Source organism: Brevundimonas aurantiaca (genome assembly GCF_014199955.1).
In the GTDB taxonomy this organism is placed as follows: domain Bacteria; phylum Pseudomonadota; class Alphaproteobacteria; order Caulobacterales; family Caulobacteraceae; genus Brevundimonas; species Brevundimonas aurantiaca.
This window is the reverse complement of sequence record NZ_JACHOQ010000001.1, coordinates 272851-288243: the sequence shown is the minus strand read 5'-3', so window position 1 is coordinate 288243 and position 15393 is coordinate 272851. Positions and strand designations below refer to the sequence as shown.

The window sequence follows — 15393 nt, the reverse complement described above, 5'->3', positions numbered from 1 at the left end:
CTTCTGTCGACCTTCAGAAAGAGGAGACGACCATGACCACCAAGAGCATCTCGCGCCTCGTTCGCCTGGGCGCCGCTCGCCAGCTCACCCGCGCCAACTCGCGCGGCGAATTCGACGAGCTGAATCCCGTGCTGAAGTACACGATTCCGCCGACCGAATGAGCGGACGGGCCGCTTCGGCGGCCCGGACGTCCGGGCTGGGCCTCGCCCCGGACCCCGCGATCAGAGGCGTTTTTCGTGAAGGAGATGGATCAATGAAGATCCGGACCGACGCGCCGATCCTGTGACTGGGGGCCGCTCGCCGGCTGACCCGGGCCATCGCGATGGGGCCGTTCACCGAACTGAATCCGGCCCGGCACTGGACCATGCCGCCCGAATGATCCCGAAGGGGTCGCCCTCCCGGCGACCCCCGACGGCCCCCGCTTTGGGTGGGCCCTTGTCGACCTGTGGAGTCGCCTTATGCCGCCTCGCGTCCCTTTCGACCGACGGGCCCCCGCCATGGGGGTCTCCGCGTCTGGGCATCGTCTCGATGGTGGGGAGCGACAGGGCGCTTCCCTGGCCGAGGGGCTTTACGCCGTGCAGATCGGAGGCGACCTCGTCCTCCTCGACCTCAACGCAGACGACTATCTCTGCCTCCCGGAGTGCGGGGACATCGCTGTCGCCGGCCGCAGTGTCGCCGGTCCGATGGACGCGCTTCTGCGCCTTGCAGCGGAAGAGCTCCTGCATCCCAACCAGGTCGAGGACGAACGACCGGATGCGCCGACGCTCCCGTCCACCCGCCTTCCGGCGCCGCCGCGGATCAGGCCCGGCCTTCGCGACATCCTGGTCTTTGCCCGCATATGGGCCGAATGCGCAGGGCGCCGGTCGACACTGCTTGAGCTGAAGCGACGCCACACCGGCCGCCGCGGGCGCCGGGACGACCCTTCCGCGCTCGCCTCCAGGGTCGAGGTGTTCCGCCAACTCTTGCCCTTCGCACCAGTGACCGGGGCCTGCCTGTTGCAGGCCGAGATGCTCCTCCGCTTTCTCAATGCGGACGGCCTCGACGCCGACTGGGTATTCGGCGTGAGGACGTTCCCCTTCCTCGCCCACTGCTGGATCCAGTGTGGAGATCAATGCGTCAGCGAGGCGCCGGAGACCCTGACCGTCTATCGCCCGATCATGGTGATCTGACATGGCCGCGGATTCAGCCATCATCCTCGTCGGCGACAATCCGGCCGCGCTCGAAGCGGCCATTGCGCCGATGCGAAAGCGCCTGAGCCGGCGAGGCTGGTCCCGGAAGGTCCAGGCGCCCTTTCTCGAGGCCTATGCGCCTTCCGCCGGGCGGCTCGACATCACCTGCGGTCTGGACGGCCATGGGATCCTGATCGGAGACCTCTACGACCGGGACGGAGGTCGGCTGGAAGGACGGGAACGAGGCGTCCTCGGTTGCCGTCCTCTCGACAGCGCGCGCGCCCGGGATGTGTGCTCGACCTACTGGGGTCGCTATCTCCTCGTCCGCCGGTTCTCGGGCGAGGTCGCCATCCTCCGCGATCCATCCGGCGGGATCGATTGCGTGGTCTGGCGCCGGAACGGCGTGACCTTCATTGCGACCGGGGGCGGCGATCTCATAGATCCCTGGCTTCCGGATACGACGTCGATCGACTGGGGAGAGGTCGCCGCCCTGGTGCGTCGCCCCGGTGAGCACCGGCATCGCCTGCCCCTGACCGGATTGACGCCCGTCGCGGCCGGCGAGCTGCGCAGCATCGGGGATGGAACCCACCGTAGCGAACAAATCTGGACCCCGGCCGAAGTCTACAGGCGTCGCGACCCGGCCGCGCCGCCTGACCTCAGGGCATCCGTGGTCCTGGGCGTCACCGCGCTGGCCGGAACCCGGAAGTGGATCGCGGAGCTCAGCGGCGGGCTCGATTCCGCCATCGTGGCGGCCGCCCTGACCACGGATCAGCGCGGCCGGGTCGCAGCTTGGGTCAATCACTATGTCGATCACAGGGAAGGCGATGAGCGGGACTACGCGCTGGCGGTGGCTCGGCGTCACGGGGTGACCCTGACCGAGGTGCGTCGGGTGGGATTGCGTCTCGGAGCCCGGCGGCTCGAGGTGGCCGCGGACGGATTTCGGCCGGCGTCCAATGATATCGACCCCGACTACAATGACGACATCGCCGAGCGCATCGAGACACTCGATGCCTGGGGCTCACTGACAGGGCAGGGCGGCGACGCCGTCTTCTTCCAGATGCCGACACTGCTGATCGGCCTGGACGAGATCTGGGAGCGCCGGTTCGGGGCGAGAGTCGAGGTCCTGCATCGCCTGTCCCGCTGGTTGCGCCGCCCTCTCTGGCCGACCGCCCTGGCCAGGGACTGGCGCGAGGAAATCCGTCACCGTTCGTCCTGGACGCACCCGTGGCTCGAGGATCTCCGGGGCGTGCCGCCCGCCAAGGCCATGCAAATCTCGGCGCTGTCCTTCTGCCAGACCTTCCAGGGGCCGTCGGTGCGCAGCCGCCGCGGGCCCTGCATCAACCCCCTGCTCAGTCAGCCGGTCATGGAGGCTGGTCTCGCCCGATCTTCCGTCGATCTGACCTGGGGCGGTCGCGACCGCGCGGCGGCACGGGCAGCGTTCGCCGACACGGTGCCGTCGGTCGTCCTCGATCGTCGGTCCAAGGGCGAACTCGGCGCCTACTATGGTCGAGCCGTGGCCGAGCATCTTCCCTTCCTCAGAGACTACCTCCTCGGCGGCGCGTTGGCGGAGGCCGGGTTGATCGACCCCTCGCTGGATGCCCGCCTGACCCGTGAACACCTGCTCTGGCGAGGCGGCCATTCGGAACTGCTCAGTCTGGCGCAGACGGAAGCGTGGGTACGGCGGTGGCGTGATCGGCTGGCGGCTCGAGCGGCCTGAGATACCGGTCGAACCATTGCCGGACCTGTCGGTAATAGAGCCGGATATTGCCGGGGCTCCGAAGGCCGTGTTCCTCGCCGATCAGGAGCGTCAGGGCGACGGGGCGTCCCAGGCGGTGAAGCGCGCCATAGAGCTGTTCCGATTGGCCGAGCATGAGGTCGTATTCCCCGGCGACGAGAAGGGTCGGCGTGTGAATCCGATCCGCCTGGTCGAAGGGACTGTTGCGGCGATAGCGGTCGGCCGCGCTCCAGTAGGACGTCCGCATGGCGGCCTGGCCGGACTCGAGCCAACGCGCGCTGGCCGCAGCAGCAAGCGGATGTCCGCCCTCCAGCCTGAGCGTTGAGCCGACGTCGCCAATGACCGTCGAGAAATTCATCGGTCCGTTCAAGGCGACCACGGCGTCGAAGCGGTCCGACTGGGCGGCGCCCATGACCGCCGACCAGGCGCCGAAGCTCCAGCCCCACACACCGATCCGTTCCACATCGATCAGCCCTTCGGCGCCCGCAGCATCGACGACCGCAAGGATGCGGCCGGCCAGTCCATCAGCGGGCTCGCGCGTCGGCGGAAGGTCCGGAATGAGGATGGCGTAGCCGTCCGCCACCAGCAACTGAGGGGCCATGGAAAGGCTCGTGGATTCCCGTCGCATCCACCAGGGCGGCGCGTCATAGGCGTCCCCCTGATAGGGCACGACGATGACCGGTGGTTTCGAGGACAGGTCGCGCGGCAGATAGAGCCACCCGCCGACGCCGCCCGGACCTGAAACCCGGCGAGGCGCGGCCACCTCGATCCGGTCCAGCTCGGGGTTGAGACGCCGGATCACGGTTCGCCCTTGTTCGTCCTGCCGTCGCAGCACGTCCGGCTCGTCCTCCTGTGTACTTCGATCGAGGCTCACCCCACGGCTCCAGCTGACCGCAGCCCCGGGCGCGGCGACAGCACATGCTGTGTCGAGCGTCGGGTCGGCATAGACCCGGCAAAGCCTCCCGTCGGATTGGGACAGGGTCGCGAAGCGCCGCTTCATCGGGCCGTTCATGGCCCGCAGGCCAAACGGTCCGCCAGGGTCGACTGAACTTCCAGCCGCTCCGAGAACGGTCATACCGCCATCGGGATCGAGTCGAACGAGGTCCCTGGCGCGGTTGAAGAGAACACCGGAAGGGTGTTCGGCCACGAGCCGGGCGTTTGGTCCGAGCCCTGAAATGGGCCGGACTCCGCCATCGGCGCGGAACCAGCCTTCACCGAGTTCAGTGCGGCCTTTGACTAACGGCGTGTCATCGAGCCAGCCGCCCTCGGCGGTCGGCATGCCCTGGAAGTCGATCGCGGCAACGGGCGTGACGCCGGGCGGGGTTTCATCCCGCACCTCGCCGGAAGGCGTCACGGTCAGAAGCCGCGTGCGGTCGCCGACGATGGCGACCACGAGGAGCGCGTCCGACCGGGGCGACCAGGCGAGAAGGCTGGTGGAGATGTCGCCGGTTCCAGGGGGAGACACGAGCCGGCGATCCTCCAGCGAGACGATCTGCAAACCTCGAGCGCGCCTTACCTCCGTCGACGCATCGGCGGCCGGAGGCGGCAGGAGCGGGCCATCGAGGAGGAGCGCGACATGGCGGCCATCCGGCGAGACTTCGAAGTCCAGGAAGGGGCCGTCGGCGATCGGGGAGGCGCGCCCGGTCGTGGCCGTGATCCGCCAGAGGCGGCGAGGAGCCAGGGTGTCCTTTGCGTCGGAGCCCACCATGACGGCCGCAGCGGCCCCCTCCATCGCCGCCGCCCTCAGCGCCAGCAGGCGGGCTTGCTCCGTGCGAGGACCCGCCAGTCGTGCGGGGAGTGAACCGTCAGCTGTCCCCAGCACGATCAGGCTGTCGTTCCCCACCCATTCGACCGACCGGCCCCAAAGCCCCAGGTCCGGTGCGACCTCCGTCCATATCACCTGTCCCGTGGCCAGCACGACGACACCCAGACGCCAGGCGTCGTCCTGAAGGCAGAAGACGACCATTCGACTACCGTCGGGCGAGAAGGGGCCCGCCGTGTAGCCGGCGTTCTCCGCCATCGGCAGAAGCGGCCGCGGCGAGGCGGCTTCGTCGAGGTCCAGACGATACAGTCTGGCATACCGATTGGCGCCCTCTGCCTCCACGTCATGCCGAGGGAGATCGATCCGGCTGAGGCGTTCCTCGAAGACAGCCACCGCCCCGGACGGATCGATCGCCACGCGGCCGTAGCTCTCCAGACCCAGGACGACCTCAACCGTGAGGGGGTCGGCCCGCACGACGGAAGGGCAGGCGAGCGCAAGGGCGCTCGCCATCAGAACCAAACCTCTGCGCATGTATGCTCACCAGCGCTTGACGAGCTGGAGGGAGACCTGACGCCCAAGGACGTTGGTGTTGGCGGCGTCGTAGCCGATGCCCGCCGGAGCGTCGTAGAAGGGCGGTTCCTCATTGAGAAGATTGAGCACATTCAGGGTGAGCGACAGGCCCTTGGCCCACCCGGACTCCAGATCCACGCGCGCCTGACCGTCCAGGGTGATCCAGTCATCGATCGCCCGGCCGCTGGCTGCGTCTCGTCCGCCGCTGACGTGATTGATGGCGCCCCCGATGGTGAGAGGGCCCAGCATCCATTGCGCGCCGACCCGGCCGCGCCAGCGCGCGGGGAAGTTGGGGCTCCCGAGCAGATCTTCCGTCGGCGAGGCCGGCGTTATCGTTCGGTCGTTCGTGAGAAGGTGGGTAACGGTCGCGTCGAGGGCCAGGTCGCCGGACCCCAGGGTGAAGCGATAGCGCGTCGACAGATCCAGTCCCTGCACCTCCACCGCCGAGGCGTTGACGTACCGGTTGTCGATCACCGCGCCATAGGCCGTCGCGGGGAAGACGCGCGGGTTGAAGTTGCCGGGGTGGTCGAGGAGCGACTGCACATAGGCGAGATCGACCGCACTGGTGCGAGGGGCGACGTAGCGGATGAAGGGCGCAAGCGTCGGATCGTTCAGGGCGTCGATCAGGTTCTCCGCGACCGGGGTCGCGATCCGGTCCTCGAAGGTGGTGCGGAACCAGCCGCCTTCGATCCGCAACCCTTCAACCGCGTTCGGCGTCCAGACAAACCCGGCGGTCCAGGATTCGGCGGTCTCCGGGGACAGATCAGGATTGCCGCCGTACTGGACGATGCTGATCACATTGGAGCCCGCGCGGTCGAGGAAAACCGGACCCAGACGATAGGCGCTGTTCAGCTCGCGCAACGAGGGCGCCCTGAAGGAGGTGCCGAAACTCGTGCGAAAGAGCAGGTCCGAGGTCGGCTTGTAGAGCAGTCCGACTTTCGGGTTGGTCGTCTGACCGACGCCTTCGTGGTCCTCGATCCGCCCGGCGAGCGACACCTCCAGCCGCTCGAGGCCGGGGCGGGCGTTGTCCGGCCCCGCGATCGGAATACGAAGCTCGGCGAAGGCGGCGGTGACATCACGCTCGAACCGGGTCGGGGCCGCGATACGGGGCGTCGCGCCGGAGATGAAATTTTCACCGGAGGTCTCGAACCGCTCGTGCCGGACATCGAGGCCGACGGCCATGCGAAGGTCGCCGCCGGGCAGGTTCAGCAGGACGCCGTCCGCCTTCAGGTTCAGCGAGCCCACCGTGCTGATGTTCTCCGACCGAATGTAGCCGGACCCGATGAAGGCCAGCAGCGCCGCGCTGTGAGAGGCGGGATCGCCGTAGGGGTTGAAGAAGCCGTCGACCGAGGTGCGGAAAGCGGTCGACGGACTGTCGGGCGTCGCGCCGATGGCTTCGTCGAGCCGGGACGTCTGGACGCGGTTCGTCGCCATCAGCCCCGTCGTCTCACGCCCGCCGCTGATGTAGGCGGCGGTGTTCCAGCCCAGCAGGGTCCCGCTGATTCCCAGGGCCCCGCCCACGCTCCGTGAGAACCCCTCGTCCCGACCAGGCCCGAGGTCGTTGATGAAGGAGTAGGCGATTTCCTGGAACGGTTCACCGGCGACAGGGGTGAAGTAAGGGTTGTCGGGAGTGACGAACAGGATGCCGATATCAGCCATCGTGTCCTGATCGTACCGCCGGTCCGTGTAGCGGATGTCGCCGTCCAGACTGAAACCACCCGGGAGATCCTGACGTCCCGCCAGAAAGACGCTGTGCCGCCTCTGATGCGGGAGGCTCCACTGTCCTTCCATCTGATTGGTCAGATTGACCGCCCTTGGCCGGAAGTCACCCGGCGTGAGGTTCAGCCCGTTCTGCCCGGGGCGAATGGCATGGGTCGGTTCATATGAACCGCTGACAGGGTCGAACGCCATCAGATTGCCGGGCGCGCTGTAGAAGAAGCGGCGGTCGGACCCGCCAAGCGCCCGAAGGTCGGCATCGGCCGTCGCCCGGCGATCCGCCGCCCGGAGTTCTCCCCGGTCGTGAAATTCATAGGCGGCGACGATTCCGCCGCTCGACCAGTCGAAGCCGCCGCTGTGCGACAGCAGGACTTCCTCGGCGCCGCCGTCGCTCGTCCCTCCGACGCGGAGGCGGGTTTCGGCCCCTTCGAAACGAGACTTCAGAATGACATTGACGACCCCGCCCACCGCGTCCGCGCCGTACAGGGCCGAGGCGCCGTCGAGAAGCACGTCCGTTCGTGCAACAGCGCTGGTGGGAATGTTGGAGATGTCTGAGAAATCGCCGGCGCTGCCCGTGCCCGCGATCCGACGACCATTGACCAGGACTAGGGTGGCGTCCGCGCCGAGACCCCTCAGGTTCACCCCGGTCGCATAGGCGAGGTTGCGGCTCGTGCGGTCGGCCCCAGTCCCGGCCGACCCCTCATAGGCCGCGCCTGTGAAATTCTGGGGGAGGGCGGCGAGCGTCTCGGCGACCGTGCCCCGTCCCTGCCGATCGATGTCAGCCTGGGTGACGACGGTGACGGGGGAGGGGCTGTCGGCGCCGCGCAGATAGGTCCCGGTCACCACGACTTCCTCCAGCTCCGTGGCCGTATCCGGCTCGAGCTCGGCCCGCGCGGAAGGGTCGAACAGAACGAAGACAGTAGGCCGGCTTTGGCGGTACGAGAGACCGGTGTCGCGCAGGATGATCTGAAGGGCGGCTTCCGGTGCGTGATCGCCGCTCAGGCCGGTCGACTGGCGGCCGGCGACCAGAGCGCTGGGATAGAGGATCTGGAGACCGCTCTGCCGGCCGAAGGCGGGCAGGGTGCGCTCCAGCGGTCCCGCAGCGATGTCAAAGCGGCGGACGCTGTCCGACGACTGCGCGATCACTGGCGTCGCGACTGCCATCATCAGCGCGGCGAACGCGGTTGAAGTGTATCCGTGGCCCATGGCTTTCCCCCGTTTTTCTACCCGCGAATGTGCGGGGCGGGGAGGAGACGTTGGGTCGCGGACCTTGGGCTAAGTCCGGGAGCGAATTATTTTCAGGCGCCGCGGCTGAGCACGATGCGACCGTCTTCCGTCCGGGCGGCCTGAAGCGGATAGAGGTCCGTCAGGGCGGCGACGAAGCCGTCGATGTCGCCCGCGTTAAAGACCCCGCTGACCCGGATTTCGGACACGCGGGCGTCCTGCAACTCGATCGGCTCGCGGCTGTAGCGATTGACCTCCGCCACCGCCACCGAGACCGGGGTGTTCTCGAACGTCAACCGTCCGACCGTCCAGCTCGTCGCCGCCGCGACGTCTGTGGTCATCACCTGGGGCTGGCGGGCGGAGGTGACGACCTGCTGCCCCGGCGTCAGGGACCACTGAGCCGGTCGGTCCATGTCGTGCCGGACGGCGACCCGCCCGTCGACCAGAATGACGCGAGCGCCCGCGCCGGAGCGCCGGACGTCGAAGCGGGTGCCCAGAGCCGTCACCCTTGTGTCCCCGGCCGCCACCACGAAGGGGCGCGCCGCGTCGCCCTCGACATCGAACATGGCCTGGCCCGAGGTGAGGGTGACGGCGCGGCGGTCACGCGTGTAGCGCACCGCCACCCGGGTGCTGGTGTCCAGAGTGATGCGCGAGCCGTCGTGCAGCTGCACCGTCCTCTGCTCCCCGACGGCCGTGGCATAAGTAGCGGGCCGCTGCTGGAGCCAGGCGAGACTGAAAGCGCACACGGCCACGGCCGCCGCACCGGCGACGCCCAGAGAGACCAGACGGCCCGAGGGCCTGCGCTTCTCTCGGGCTTCAGTCCCGCGCCTGGCCTCGGCCGTCAGGGCCGCCAGCTCGGGGTTGCCGGCCAGCGCGCCCGCGGCGTCCCACATGGCCTCGATCTTCTGGAAGGCGTGCGCATTGGCGGGATCGCGGCGCCAGGCGCTGAAACCGCGCACGTCCGCCGTCGTGACCTTGCGCTGATTGAGCCGAGTGAACCACTCGACGGCTTCCTTGCGCCTGATGTCGGCCTCCGCCTCGATCGTCATCCGTCTTGCCTAAAGGTCCAGCCGAGACGCGCAATACTCGAGCGCCCGGGCCATCCGCCACTTCACGGTCTGCTCGCTGATCTCGAGGGTCCGGGCAATCTCCGGGTAAGTCATACCGCCAAAGCGACTGAGAACGAAGACTTTGCGGTAAAGGGGCGGCATATCGCGGATCGTCTCCGTCAGCAGCGCGGCGTCGAACTGCACGGCCGCTTCGCTGACAGGCGGGGGCGCCGCCACCTGATGACGTCGCTGCAGGGCGTCCTGCCTGTGCGAGTCAGTCAGGAGGTTCAAGGCGATCCGGAGCAAGAAGGCCTTGGGGTGCCGGATGTCGGCCAGGGCGTAGGGCGCGGCGCGGATATAGGTCTCCTGAACCACGTCCGCGGCCGCATCCGCGCCGATCCGACCGCGCAGACGCCGTCCCAGCCAGGGTGCGTACTGACGGTAAAGACGGCCAAGACCATCCTGTCCCTCCGCGCCCAGCTGCTTCGTGTCTGTCACCACGCCTCTCCGACCTCTTCCAAAAAGGTCCGGAATCCGGGCGAGACGGCGCACACGACAGCGCGCGCGTCAGCGCACGCCTTCGCAGGCGTCGGCAACCGACATCCGCGCGTCGCACGGGGTCGTCGATGATCTGATGTCGCACAGGGGATTCCAGGCCCCACCAACGCGGACGTCGGCAGGGGAAGCATGAATCAAAGGTGGGGCGGGTGCAAGTCGCCCGGCGTCGCGGGGCGTCAGCAACCTTTCCGCAAAAATCTGGCGGGGAGACCGCAATTCACTGTCGTTGCCTGAAACGGCGATTCCCGCCCAACGTGAATCCTGTTCACTCAGGGAGTTGTCCATGGATTGCGCGTCACCGGCCCAGCCTCGCGAGATACCGGCGTTGAGCCCCCGCGAGTCGGAGTGCCTGCTGTGGGTCAGCCGGGGCAAGAGCTCGGCCGATATCGGCCAGATCGTCGGCCTCTCGCCGCGCACGGTGGACAGCTATCTGGAGAAGACCTGCGCCAAGCTGCGCGTCCGCACGCGTATCGAAGCGGTCGCGGTCGCCGTTCGCGATGGCATCATCGATCCCGACGCGGAGTGAGGTTTGGTGCAACGAAGAGTAGGGGGCGGGTCTGGAACTTCTGTACGGAAGCCGGGGGTTTCAGCCCTGATCGCCGCCGACGCGATGCGTCCCCTGGCTCAGGATCAGCGCCTATACGTTCCGGAACCCGCCAACGGTGCTTATCCTCTGCGGTGTGGCGCCCGGACAAGTCGAAAGTGGTCGGCGGGCCGATGTCCGGGTCCAGGAGAAGCGCGTGAAGCCGATCACGAAACTCGAGATGTACGAAATCGACGATCCGGCCGAGCCCTATCGGGTGGTGATGTGGTGTCTTCCGCCGGGGCCGCCCGAAGACCCGCGTATCGGGGAGCGTTTCCCCGAAGGGTCGATCGAGGTGCCCAAGAGCTTCGGGGCGATCTGGTTCGACGTCTCGACGTGGCAGGGCGGTTTCGTCGCACAAGCGACCTTCGCCGCCGACGCCGATGCGGTCCGGTGCGATACCATCACCGTCAATGAGGCCCATCGGATGAAAGGGGTTGCGACACAGCTCTACGAGACAGCCAGCGGCGTTTTCCAAGGGCCCGTCATTCCTTCGGACAATCAGACGCCCGACGCGGTGGCGTTCTGGGGCGGGAGGACGCAGATCCTTCGTCCGTGAGCGCCGGGCGCGAATTTCTTCCCGTCAAGGTCGTGTCGGTTGATCAGGTTCGGCTCGCAGCGTAGCGTCGCCGGTTCCGGGGACGGCGACGGGGGCTCGCGGAGGGGCGGCCGCAGGTGATTGATCTTGATGGCGATGGGGCGGATGGCCTGGAGGAGCCGCGTCTCGATGAAACGAGAAGCGGTGACCCTGGCGATGAGGCCGAACGCAACTTCCGATATCAGCACCAGTACGGGGTGGTTCTGCTCGTCGCCGTTCGGCGCGGCGCCTTCCCCTACGTGAACCTCTACTGCGAACACCACGAGGATCTGCTGTGCGAGCGTCCGGACGGCCTGTTCGACGGTTGGCAGATCAAGACGTCCACGCCGGAGAACGGACCCTGGACGCTTCGCGATGCCGCCCTGGTCAAGTCGATCGGCCGTTTCGTCGACCTGTGCGCGACCTACCCCTCGCAGATTGGCGTCCTGTACTTCGTGTCCAACTCCGACTTCGATGTGGTGGGCGACGACATCCAGGATCAGAAGCGCCGCGGCCGATGCCCTCCGCTGATGCTGGCGCACCTGAGGGCCTGCCCCTCGCTTGCGGACATCGCGCCACCCTTCCTGGCGGCCTTCGACGAACTGGGGGCCACCCTGGGCGCCGACCGGCAGAGGCTGTTCGACGTCCTGCGACGGGTGGAGCTGGTCAAGGGACCGTCCAGGGCGGAGTTTGACGCGACCCTGGCCCACGAGCATCTCGGGGGGCTGGGCGACTGCAACGCCCTCACACCCGCCCAGCTGTCCGAGCTTCGTGACGACCTGGTCGCGCGGGTCCACCGCGCCGCCTCCCTGCATGTCACCGCCCCGGGACGCCACACCCGCAGCCTTCTGGCCGAGGACGACGAGGATCCCGTCATCACCGCAAAGCGCATCGTCTGCGCCGATGTCGTCTTCGCCCCGCCCACGATCGCCCTGAAGGCCTTCGCCTATCAGGGCCAGTCCCGACTGACGCCCGGCGGTCCCCGGCGAGCCGGCGTCCTTGAACAGAAGCTCGAAGCGGGCGGCTTGGGCGAAGCCGTGAGCTACATGACCGCCAAGGAGATGGCCGCGGAATACGCCCTGCTGGAGGATCAGGCGCGCAACCCTGTCGCCGCCGAGAAACAGCTCAAGCAGATCGAGGAGGCCGTCCACGGCGAATGCGTGGAGGCCTATTACGCCGCCGCGAACGACTCCGAGACCTTCGGCCCGGCCATGCTGACGGATGTGACCGGCAGGCTGCGCAGGCTAGAGGGCGACCGCAGGTCGCTCACGGGTGGACAGCCCTACGAAGTGCTGGTCGGCGTCGCCGCCATGCTGACGCGGGAGTGCCGTGTCTGGTGGAGCAAGCGCTTTGACGTCCAGGAGCCGCGCCCATGAGCCTCGGGGTCCTGAAGGCGGCCGCCCGGGCAGAGAACACCGATGGCCTGCATCTGATGCGGCTGCTGGTCCTGCTCAGGTGCGCCGACAAGCGCGGCAGGACGCCCAAGCCCGTGGAAGGGATCACGAAGCTGGCCAAGCTAGACTTCCTTCTGCGCTACCCCGTCTATCTGGAGCGGGCCCTGGTCGCGCGCGGGAAATCGCCCGACGCGGTTCATCTGTCGCCGCGTGAACGGACGACCGTGGAAACGCGGATGATCCGCTTCCGCTACGGTCCATGGGACGGGCGCTACAGGCGGTGGCTCAGTCTGCTGTCGGCGCGAGGCCTCGTCACCCTGTCGCTCTCCGGCCGGAAGATCGAGATTGGGCTGACCGACGCCGGCCGTGCGGTCGCAGACGATTTCGCGCAGCGGCCGCTGTTCGCGGACCTCGCCGAGCGAGGGACGCTGGTGGTCAAGACCGTCGGAGACATGTCGGCCATGAAGCTCAAGGACTTCGTCTACGAGATCGTCCCGGAAATCACGGGCATGAAGTGGGGGCAGGAGATCGGCGCCGAAAACGGCGCCGCCCTGGACGGTGATCAGTCGTGAAATTTCATCTGCAGTCGCTGAGCCTCGATCTGAGGCATGCGACCGAGACCATCGTCTTCTCGGACATCACCTATTTCTGGGGCCAGATGGGCGCCGGGAAGTCCAGCATCGCCCGGCTGATAGACTACTGCCTCGGCGGCGGCATCCAGCTGTCACCGGCCCTGCAGGCCGAATTCGTATCCGCGACGCTCACTGTGGAGCTTGAGCGGAGCACGCTCACGATCGAGCGGCAGCGCGACGGGGCCAATGTCTTCGCCTCATGGACCGTCGGGGACGAGGTCCAGTCGGTGATCGTGCCGGCCAGGGCCGCTGCCGGGGAGCTGATCCCCCTTACCGGCGTCGAGACCCTGTCGGACCTCATCTTCTGGCTGTCCGGCGTCCAGCCGCCGCGCGTTCGCAAGAGCAAGCTGAAGGACGACAGCAAGACGGTCCGTCTCTCCGTCAGGGACCTGCTCTGGTACTGCTATCTGGATCAGGACAACATCGACAGCGCCTTCTTCCATCTGGAAGAGGACGCCGAGTTCTACCTGCGCCTGAAGAGCCGCGACGTGATCCGGTACGTCATCGGATATCACGACGAACGGGTCGCCGATCTCGAGGCCGAACTGGACCAGCTGCGCGCCAACCGCACGGCCCGCGCCTCCGCCATCGAAAGCCTGACCCGAACCCTCGACGAAGTGGGCGCCGGCTCCGAAGCGCAGATCGCCGAGCGCGAAGCGTCCCTGAAGGCGGCCCTGGCCGAAGCGGAGGCCAGCATCGTGGCCCTGCGGGAGCTGAAGCGGGTCGGCCAGACCGAGCATGCCGTCGATATCCTCGCACGCCGGACCCGCCGTCTCGGCGCTGGCATCGCCCGCCTCGACGTCGCGGCCGATGAACTGCTCGCCGCGCGCGAACGACATGTGCGCCATCGAAACGAGATCGAGACCCTCGGCCTGAAGTTCCGGCGCTCTGCCGTGGCGCGGGAAATCCTCGGCGACGTCGGGTTTGCGGACTGCCCCCGATGCACCCAGAGCCTTCCGGCGCGCCCGGCTCGTTGTTGCGAGGTCTGCGGCCAGGACGACAGGCTCGAACTGACCGACGCGGCGGAGCAGGCCGCTCTGGAACTGGACATCGCCTCGCGCCGGGCGGACCTCGACAGCGCGATCGAAGAGATCGACCGCAGTCTCACCCGTATCCGACTGCGGCGGGAGCGCGCGCTGGACCGGAAGGCGTCCCTTGAAACCGCCCGCAACCGCGCGAGCGAGGAAGCGGACTCGGCGTTCCTGTCGACAGTCCTGTTGAAGGAGCGCGAGCGCGCGGCGCTCGAGGCCGAACTACAGAGCCTCGCCTGGCTGCTGCGGCTTCCCGACCTCCTGCAGCAACAGCGCGACGCGCTTGCCCAGATCATCGCGCTGGAACTCGCGCTGAAGGAGGCCCTGAAGGACGCCCGCACGTCGGCCGAAGCCGACCGGACCAGTCTGACCAGACTCGGCGACTATTTCCTCGACGCCCTAGTCCAGTCCGGCGTGCCGGGCATCCAGCGCGACGACCGCGTCGCCCTGGAGCCGCCGACCTTCTACCCCGCCGTCTTCAGTAGCGACCCTTCCGATCTGACGGCCTCGACCTTCACCTCAATGAGCAGCGGCGGGAAGAAGACCCTGTTCAAATGCTGCTTCGCCATAGCCGTCCACCGGATCGCGGCCCTGCTCGACGCGCCCCTGCCGGAGCTTCTGATCATCGACTCCCCGATGAAGAACATCAGTGAACGAGAGAACAGGGCGCAGTTCGAAGGCTTCTATCGGATGGTCTACGCTTTGAAGGCCGGGGAGCTGTCCGAGACCCAGATCATCCTGATCGATAAGGAGTACCTACCCCCTGATCCGGCGCTGGGACTGGATATTCGCAGCCGGCACATGCAGCCCGACAGCACCCAGCACGAGCCGCTTATCCGTTATTACCGGGGCAAATAGAGGGCGGCAGCCGGCGCCCGGCTAATCGCGCGCCGAATAACGAGTGTGGTGACCATCGCAGTGCGTGTGGTTTCCAAGCGCCTCGATCACCCGGCAATCGGAAATCCTCCCACCCGAGCAACTCGCCGCCTGAATCCGGGCGAGTTCGGCGTGCAGCGCCTGAAGCCCGGCGATGCGAGCCTCAACCGCCGCAAGCTGGCGCTCGGCGATCCGGTTGACCTCCGTGCAGGGCCGGTCGGGTTCGTCGGACAGCGCCAGAAGGGCGCGGATGTCGTCGATCTCGAACCCCAGCTGCCGCGCATGGCGAATGAAGGCCAGCCGCCGCGTCGCAGCGCCGTCGTAGAGGCGCCGGTCGCTCGCAGTGCGGGGCGGCTCCGCCAGCAGGCCGATCTTCTCGTAGAACCGGATCGTCGGAATCTTCACGCCGGTCTCGGCCGAAAGGCGACCGATCGTCCGGAGCGGGGGAAGGGATGGGTCTCTGGCCATGCGCGAAATATAGGGCTTGATCCTCTAGTGGCTAGAGGATGCATGAAGG

The 15393-nt window shown here is 67.6% G+C and carries 13 protein-coding genes; 8 read left to right on the top strand and 5 right to left on the bottom strand.

Features of this window, described 5'->3' with window-relative positions:
* The first annotated feature begins 32 nt into the window (after positions 1-32).
* From GGQ93_RS16195 to GGQ93_RS01375, 3 genes are all read left to right on the top strand, one after another.
* Positions 33-161: a hypothetical protein gene (locus tag GGQ93_RS16195; RefSeq protein WP_257720135.1), complete on the top strand. Its 129-nt coding sequence runs from the start codon at positions 33-35 to the stop codon at positions 159-161.
* A 336-nt stretch (positions 162-497) separates the two neighbouring features.
* Complete coding sequence (locus tag GGQ93_RS01380; protein ID WP_183214895.1) at positions 498-1169, top strand: lasso peptide biosynthesis B2 protein; 672 nt, start codon at positions 498-500, stop codon at positions 1167-1169.
* A 1-nt stretch (position 1170) separates the two neighbouring features.
* Positions 1171-2886, top strand: a complete 1716-nt coding sequence (locus tag GGQ93_RS01375) for an asparagine synthase-related protein (RefSeq protein WP_054766333.1) — start codon at positions 1171-1173, stop codon at positions 2884-2886.
* Here GGQ93_RS01375 and GGQ93_RS01370 read toward each other — a convergent pair.
* The 4 genes from GGQ93_RS01370 to GGQ93_RS01355 all read right to left on the bottom strand — a co-directional run bounded on the left by GGQ93_RS01370 (position 2819) and on the right by GGQ93_RS01355 (position 9723).
* Positions 2819-5176 carry a S9 family peptidase gene (locus GGQ93_RS01370; protein ID WP_054766332.1) on the bottom strand — a complete coding sequence of 786 codons (2358 nt, stop codon included), beginning with the start codon at positions 5174-5176 and terminating at the stop codon, positions 2819-2821. The two genes, GGQ93_RS01375 and GGQ93_RS01370, sit on opposite strands and share 68 nt — an antisense overlap.
* Positions 5177-5203: 27 nt before the next feature.
* A complete protein-coding gene (locus tag GGQ93_RS01365) occupies positions 5204-8119 on the bottom strand; it encodes a TonB-dependent receptor (RefSeq protein ID WP_183214894.1) in 2916 nt (971 codons plus the stop codon).
* Between the two features lie 131 nt (positions 8120-8250).
* Positions 8251-9225: a FecR family protein gene (locus GGQ93_RS01360; RefSeq protein WP_183214893.1), complete on the bottom strand. Its 975-nt coding sequence runs from the start codon at positions 9223-9225 to the stop codon at positions 8251-8253.
* Positions 9226-9234: 9 nt separating this feature from the next.
* Positions 9235-9723, bottom strand: a complete 489-nt coding sequence (locus GGQ93_RS01355; protein WP_054766329.1) for an RNA polymerase sigma factor — start codon at positions 9721-9723, stop codon at positions 9235-9237.
* Positions 9724-10066: 343 nt separating this feature from the next.
* On the opposite strand from GGQ93_RS01355, the gene GGQ93_RS01350 reads away from it, so the two are divergent.
* The 5 genes from GGQ93_RS01350 (at position 10067) to GGQ93_RS01330 (ending at position 14858) form a co-directional block, all read left to right on the top strand.
* Positions 10067-10309: a response regulator transcription factor gene (locus GGQ93_RS01350; RefSeq protein WP_197273320.1), complete on the top strand. Its 243-nt coding sequence runs from the start codon at positions 10067-10069 to the stop codon at positions 10307-10309.
* A 136-nt stretch (positions 10310-10445) separates the two neighbouring features.
* Positions 10446-10925: a hypothetical protein gene (locus GGQ93_RS01345; RefSeq protein WP_183214892.1), complete on the top strand. Its 480-nt coding sequence runs from the start codon at positions 10446-10448 to the stop codon at positions 10923-10925.
* A gap of 116 nt (positions 10926-11041) precedes the next feature.
* Positions 11042-12319 (top strand): dsDNA nuclease domain-containing protein, encoded by a 1278-nt coding sequence (locus GGQ93_RS01340; RefSeq protein ID WP_054766326.1) that lies wholly within the window; start codon positions 11042-11044, stop codon positions 12317-12319.
* Positions 12316-12909 (top strand): hypothetical protein, encoded by a 594-nt coding sequence (locus GGQ93_RS01335; protein WP_054766325.1) that lies wholly within the window; start codon positions 12316-12318, stop codon positions 12907-12909. Before GGQ93_RS01340 ends, GGQ93_RS01335 begins: the two co-directional genes overlap by 4 nt.
* Before the next feature lie 86 nt (positions 12910-12995).
* A complete protein-coding gene (locus tag GGQ93_RS01330) occupies positions 12996-14858 on the top strand; it encodes a coiled-coil domain-containing protein (RefSeq protein ID WP_183214891.1) in 1863 nt (620 codons plus the stop codon).
* A 21-nt stretch (positions 14859-14879) separates the two neighbouring features.
* Here the strand turns inward: GGQ93_RS01330 and GGQ93_RS01325 are convergent, their stop codons facing one another.
* Positions 14880-15344 carry a MerR family transcriptional regulator gene (locus GGQ93_RS01325; RefSeq protein ID WP_054766323.1) on the bottom strand — a complete coding sequence of 155 codons (465 nt, stop codon included), beginning with the start codon at positions 15342-15344 and terminating at the stop codon, positions 14880-14882.
* Between the last annotated feature and the right edge of the window lie 49 nt (positions 15345-15393).

Bases quoted from the DNA above. Each gene is read 5' to 3' on its own strand.
- GGQ93_RS01375 (WP_054766333.1), top strand. From the start codon at position 1,171: ATGGCCGCGGATTCAGCCATCATCCTCGTCGGCGACAATCCGGCCGCG.
- GGQ93_RS01360 (WP_183214893.1), bottom strand. From the start codon at position 9,225: ATGACGATCGAGGCGGAGGCCGACATCAGGCGCAAGGAAGCCGTCGAG.
- GGQ93_RS16195 (WP_257720135.1), top strand. From the start codon at position 33: ATGACCACCAAGAGCATCTCGCGCCTCGTTCGCCTGGGCGCCGCTCGC.
- GGQ93_RS01380 (WP_183214895.1), top strand. From the start codon at position 498: ATGGGGGTCTCCGCGTCTGGGCATCGTCTCGATGGTGGGGAGCGACAG.
- GGQ93_RS01370 (WP_054766332.1), bottom strand. From the start codon at position 5,176: ATGGCGAGCGCCCTTGCGCTCGCCTGCCCTTCCGTCGTGCGGGCCGAC.
- GGQ93_RS01365 (WP_183214894.1), bottom strand. From the start codon at position 8,119: ATGATGGCAGTCGCGACGCCAGTGATCGCGCAGTCGTCGGACAGCGTC.
- GGQ93_RS01350 (WP_197273320.1), top strand. From the start codon at position 10,067: ATGGATTGCGCGTCACCGGCCCAGCCTCGCGAGATACCGGCGTTGAGC.
- GGQ93_RS01325 (WP_054766323.1), bottom strand. From the start codon at position 15,344: ATGGCCAGAGACCCATCCCTTCCCCCGCTCCGGACGATCGGTCGCCTT.
- GGQ93_RS01335 (WP_054766325.1), top strand. From the start codon at position 12,316: ATGAGCCTCGGGGTCCTGAAGGCGGCCGCCCGGGCAGAGAACACCGAT.
- GGQ93_RS01330 (WP_183214891.1), top strand. From the start codon at position 12,996: ATGGGCGCCGGGAAGTCCAGCATCGCCCGGCTGATAGACTACTGCCTC.